This is a genomic window from Acidiphilium sp. PA (genome assembly GCF_026191915.1).
Classification (GTDB): domain Bacteria; phylum Pseudomonadota; class Alphaproteobacteria; order Acetobacterales; family Acetobacteraceae; genus Acidiphilium.
This window is the reverse complement of sequence record NZ_JAIMBY010000062.1, coordinates 1-4,800: the sequence shown is the minus strand read 5'-3', so window position 1 is coordinate 4,800 and position 4,800 is coordinate 1. Positions and strand designations below refer to the sequence as shown.

Sequence of the window (4,800 nt, the reverse complement as noted above, 5' to 3'; positions counted from 1 at the left end):
AGTTGCTGACCCAGCCGAATAACGCTCAGATTCTCACAATGGTGGCCGGAATGAAATCGGAATGCCGGCCGGCTTCAAATCGGAACGGGCGCCGGCTTCACGTCGGAATAGGTGGCCGGCATCAATCGGAATCCGCAGTCTGGGATCGGGCATCGCGGTCGAACCAGGCGACAAGTCTGATCGAGACGGCCGAGACTCTCGTTTTGTCGACGATCGTTCTTTGTGAAGCCGTCTAGGTTCTGCGCCGGACGTATAAATTCCAGCCCAGCGATGTCGTGGGCGTTTTCCAAGACCTGACGACCATGCCCTCCGTTGAGATTAATCGTACCCTGCTTGAGGCAGGTATAGGTTTGCTGATGGCGGGCGGAGACTTCGCCAACGGCGTCATTCTGGCCGAGGCTGACCGGGCAAAGGCGGATTATGTTGCTTCGTTTGATGAGAAGTTAGCCGCCATTCTGGAGAAGTTCCGTTGATATCGGTACACTGACGACCTCCGACGCTCATTTTACATCCCCGTTTCCGCTGCCAAGGCTCTGCTCGCGTGTCTTGCGCGCGCCGCACCCCTCGTCTCGGCCTGCTTTCGGTTCGGGAAAAATTCGGCCGTTGTCGGCAGAGAACAGCCACCGACGGCAACCACCGCGAGCCGCAATTCGCTCGCTCTCTACATCGCCAATCGCGGACAAATACCACAAAAACACAGAGCGGATGAGAGATGCCGTCACCCTTCCGGTGACGGCACGCTCTTTGGACCATATCAGCGCTAAAATCCGATACAAACATTTATGTCGGATCGCTTTCGTCTCGATCTGGGATCCGAAATTCCCCAACCTTCCGGTGAGGAGTTACTTCTGGCCGCCCTTGCGACCGGCTTCGGATGCCCGCTCATGATCGTCCGCAAAATTGCCGCCGCTCTGCTGACCGCCCTTCCGGCCTGCCTCCGCAGCTTTTTCGCGATCATTCGCGAAATTGCCGCTGCTGTGCTGGCCACCTTTATGGCCAGCTTCAGAGGCCTTTTCACGGTCGTTCGCGAAGTTACCAGGGTTGGAATTCTGATTCTGTGCCATGTGCATCTCCGTATTTGGCGCAATATTGACGGCGCTATTGCCAGCCGAGGTTCGCCTCGGTACCCATGAGTTCGCGCTCATAAACGGTAAATTCAACCACTGGAAATGACGATTTCCAGTATTCGTCATTAACAATTGGACTATTCTCAAGTCCGCCTATTACTTTGTTTTGTAATCAGATATATGAGCCCGAATACTCATTAGCTTTTGGTTCAGTAATTAATATAAGCCATCGATCCGCTTCTTTCTCCTCATTCAGCGTTTCCTGAAGAGGGTGCAAATACTCTTTCTTTCCCAAACGCTTGGCTAATGCTATCAGCGTATCGTAGCGGCTCATTTCATAATGTTCGAGATTCCTGACAGAAGATGCGATCGCGGCGTCCAAAACATGCTCGTCATGGATCTCGCTCATAACCTGCCTCGCTTCATCGATAATCCCGATGATGGTCTCACACGGCAATCCGGCAGGTGGCTTCCCCATCGCGTGAAAAATTTTGTCCAATCGCGTGATCTGCTGGTTCGTCTCATTCACGTGCCGGGAAAGCAGTATCTTCAATACCGCGTCGCCAGTTTTTTTGATCATTTCGGGCAGTATCGTAACGAACTGACGCTCTGCGTAATAAATATCCTTCAGTGTATGAAGGAAAAGATCATCAATTGTTCTGATTCTTGTAGCAAAAAGACCCATTCTGCACTCCCGTTTGGAATATCATTTATAATATTTTTAAATATTTTATCCATATGAATGAAGGAAATTACAGTGTGGGTTATAGTGTAATTTATATATTCCCAGTCCTATACCACCGTGGATCTTCACATTTTTTCGAAAAGTAGAAATAGGAGAGTTGATTACACTCTGCGAATCGTGAACCTTTGTTGCTTCAGGAATCAGCGTCTTCATCCTCGTAGACTTCGACTTTGGGCACGTTTCCGTCCAGTTCCGATAGGTCACCGGACCGACCGGCCTTGAGTATGTGCGTTGCTACTTTCATCCGAAATGCGGGATCTGCCGCTTCACGAAATCGAGGTGCTAACCCCGTCGCCCATCGGCTTGCAAGCAAATCCAACTCTTCCAACAGTGTACGTGAATTGGATGATCGCTTGAACTCCCGTTGGATGAGCCAACGCACCAGCGCCATTGCAGCTACACCTTCGGCTAAAGCAGCCTCGGGATCGTCAACATAATTTAAATCGCTCATAATCAGTCACTACAGAGGTTCATACCGCTTCGGATAAAGGGAATGGTCCGCACCGTTGCAATAGGTAAGAACACAAAACTGCGAAAATCAAGCGGGACGACTACTTCCTAGGCATAGTTAATATGTTTTTTTTCCGCAATATCTATAAAGTAGATCAATGATTCTAATTACTTTTTTGTGGAAGCAAATTATTCTTATGCGTTATTTGCAACGGAATTGCGGGCATCCATGAGGTTTTGTGTTGATTACCGCGCCGCTGACATATGAATCCCGCTCCAATCCAGATCGCTGCTATAGGTCGAACAACACGTCGGTACGCTGTTCTCCCGGTTCTCGTGTTACATCCCCATTCCACTGCCAAGGCTCTGCTCGCCTGCTGTGCGTGCGATTGCTGCCCCCACCTCGGCCTGCCGGCGTTCCTCGGCTCTCCGCTGATCCTCGCGCTGGCGATAGTCTCCCAGCACGCGATGCAGCCGCTTGCGCACGGCCGCTGTCGCGTGCTCGATCACTGGCCGGGTTTTCTCCCATGTCCCTGCCACGGCCGCCCTGACCGCCGGCGCGGTGCGGTCCAGGTGCTCGATCGCCGCCTGGCGGAACCGGCTCACATTCGCCATGCCATCACTGATCCGGCCGTTCGGCTTTGTCAGGTTGACGTGTTCATCGGGGGGGCCGTAGCAATTTCGCATGATGGATTTGACACTGCCTCTGCGTTTGAAGGGACATCGCTTTCCTCGATCGGTGATCGCCTATGCGGTCTGGAGCTACTACCGGTTCAATCTGAGCCTTCGGGATGTTGAGGATCTTCTGGCTGCGCGTGGTGTTACGGTCAGCTACGAGACGATCCGAGTTTGGGTCGATCGGTTTGGACCGCAGATCGCCGCGCAAATCAGGCGCAGCCGTCCTCCGGCGGGCGACAAATGGCACCTTGATGAAATGGTCGATTGAGAAGGTAGCGCGTCCAAGTCGTCCGCCACGGGTGTCATGGATATTTCGAATGCTCCGTTTGCTCAACCCGATCTCGATGTCCTGCTGGGTGGCTTCGAATTCGTGATCGCCAACGCCTGCCCGGTCCGGGGTACCTATCGATTAACGGTCTCGCCGGTAACAAAGCGTGTGTATTCGATGCCTAAGGCCCCCTGTTTGACTTCAACTCTGCTGCCGCGCGATGCCCTGCTGTCCCCGAGGCTAAGCGTGCGGTTTGGGCGACGACTTGGCGCGACAAGCAGATCCAATACACGTTTCTGCTCTGCGCAGCCTCCAGCATCGCTACGCCGATTTTAAGCAGGTCACTGCCGAGGCACTGGATTACGCGCTCGACCAACGGGCCGGTCTCCACCACTCACTCAACCAGCTGGGTGCCCATTGTTGCGCGCCGCGCATCACAAAAATGACTCAAAGCTCCACCCCAAACCACCATCTCGTTCCCCGTCAATCCTAAAATCAACAGGCATTAACAAGTTGATTGGTGGGGGCGCGGCTGGAGTGGCAGCTATCGATCAGGCAGCCAAATTTGAGGCGTAGCCAGCCCAGAGCGCAAACGCGTCGGCTCTACTGCGATCAGGCCTCGAGCGCAGGATCAATCGAATTTGGCTCTCCGGTCACCTGAATGGGATGACTGTGGGCGCAAAACCGGACGCCGCAGCTTGATTACCCTTGAGCGGTCCCGTTCGAGGGCGAGCTCGCTCAAAGTCGGTGCCTTTGCGTCATCCTGGCGGGATGAACGCGCTTGCAAAAAACTGGGTTCGTTCGGTGGCGAACTGATATGACTGCGCTGTGTCATGGCAAACCTCCAATCCGGCGAAAGCCGGCTCGCTAAATGATGGAAGTCAAAGCTCGTGGTCTTCTCGCTTTTGTGTGGTACTTTTCTGGGACGACGTTGGTTGCGAACGGCCCCCGCGCCCCAGTTTCTTTTTAATATCTTTCAACGATCATTGCTATGATCTTAGTCAAGCCAATCGCGCCGGGTGAGGTGCCGAGGCCCCGGCGTCATCGGATCGCTCGGTGCTGGTTGTTTCGCCCATGGAACTCAGCAGAGGTTGGTCGCTGGAACTGACGCTGACGATGATCGGATCAAAATTTTCCGCCTGCGCCAGCGCGACATCGCCTTGCTTGGCAAGCTCCAGGCTGGCGACGAACGTAGCCGACCACGCCGAGCGCCGACGCAACCGGGTTTCCGTTTGCGTTTGAGCCGTCTGCTGATTGGGACCTGGCAACAGCTGCTCGAGGCTAAGTGCCTCTCCGCTTTCGGCCAACAGGCGCAAGATACGGTCACGGGCTTCCGGGATATCATACAGGTCCAGTGCCGACAGGCGATAGACCGGCCTTGTATCGACGACGTCGGCGGGATCATCAAACTGATTGAGTGGCTGTGACAATGGATTCTGGCCCACTTGTGCTGACGAATATTGGCCCACCTCCGGGGGTTGGACAGGCAGTGCCGCCCCGCGGGGCGGCACTGCCTGTCAGCGGTTGTTTTTCTCCTTCCTGTTCATGATTTGCTGGCCGTCCGTTGCGCCGTGGTGCGGCGGAAGCGGTAG

At 54.4% G+C, this 4,800-nt stretch carries 5 protein-coding genes and 2 pseudogenes; 2 read left to right on the top strand and 5 right to left on the bottom strand.

Translation table 11 applies throughout. From position 1 onward, the window contains the following. The first annotated feature begins 302 nt into the window (after nt 1–302). Nucleotides 303–473 (top strand): hypothetical protein, encoded by a 171-nt coding sequence (locus AruPA_RS21310; RefSeq protein ID WP_265638741.1) that lies wholly within the window; start codon nt 303–305, stop codon nt 471–473. Between the two features lie 369 nt (nt 474–842). Here AruPA_RS21310 and AruPA_RS21305 read toward each other — a convergent pair. The 4 genes and pseudogenes from AruPA_RS21305 to AruPA_RS21290 form a co-directional block, all read right to left on the bottom strand. After that, nucleotides 843–1,043 (bottom strand): annotated as a pseudogene (locus tag AruPA_RS21305) (general stress protein); the annotation flags it as partial. A gap of 196 nt (nt 1,044–1,239) precedes the next feature. Then, nucleotides 1,240–1,752, bottom strand: a complete 513-nt coding sequence (locus AruPA_RS21300) for a ferritin-like domain-containing protein (RefSeq protein ID WP_265638739.1) — start codon at nt 1,750–1,752, stop codon at nt 1,240–1,242. A gap of 193 nt (nt 1,753–1,945) precedes the next feature. After that, on the bottom strand, nt 1,946–2,263 hold the full coding sequence (locus AruPA_RS21295; RefSeq protein ID WP_265638738.1) for a hypothetical protein: 318 nt from the start codon (nt 2,261–2,263) through the stop codon (nt 1,946–1,948). 338 nt (nt 2,264–2,601) lie between these two features. Beyond that, on the bottom strand, nt 2,602–2,949 hold the full coding sequence (locus tag AruPA_RS21290) for a hypothetical protein (protein WP_265638737.1): 348 nt from the start codon (nt 2,947–2,949) through the stop codon (nt 2,602–2,604). A gap of 1 nt (nt 2,950) precedes the next feature. On the opposite strand from AruPA_RS21290, the pseudogene AruPA_RS21285 reads away from it, so the two are divergent. Then, nucleotides 2,951–3,202: pseudogene (locus tag AruPA_RS21285) on the top strand (IS6 family transposase); the annotation flags it as partial. Nucleotides 3,203–4,209: 1,007 nt separating this feature from the next. Here AruPA_RS21285 and AruPA_RS21280 read toward each other — a convergent pair. Next, nucleotides 4,210–4,653: a hypothetical protein gene (locus tag AruPA_RS21280; RefSeq protein WP_265638736.1), complete on the bottom strand. Its 444-nt coding sequence runs from the start codon at nt 4,651–4,653 to the stop codon at nt 4,210–4,212. Between the last annotated feature and the right edge of the window lie 147 nt (nt 4,654–4,800).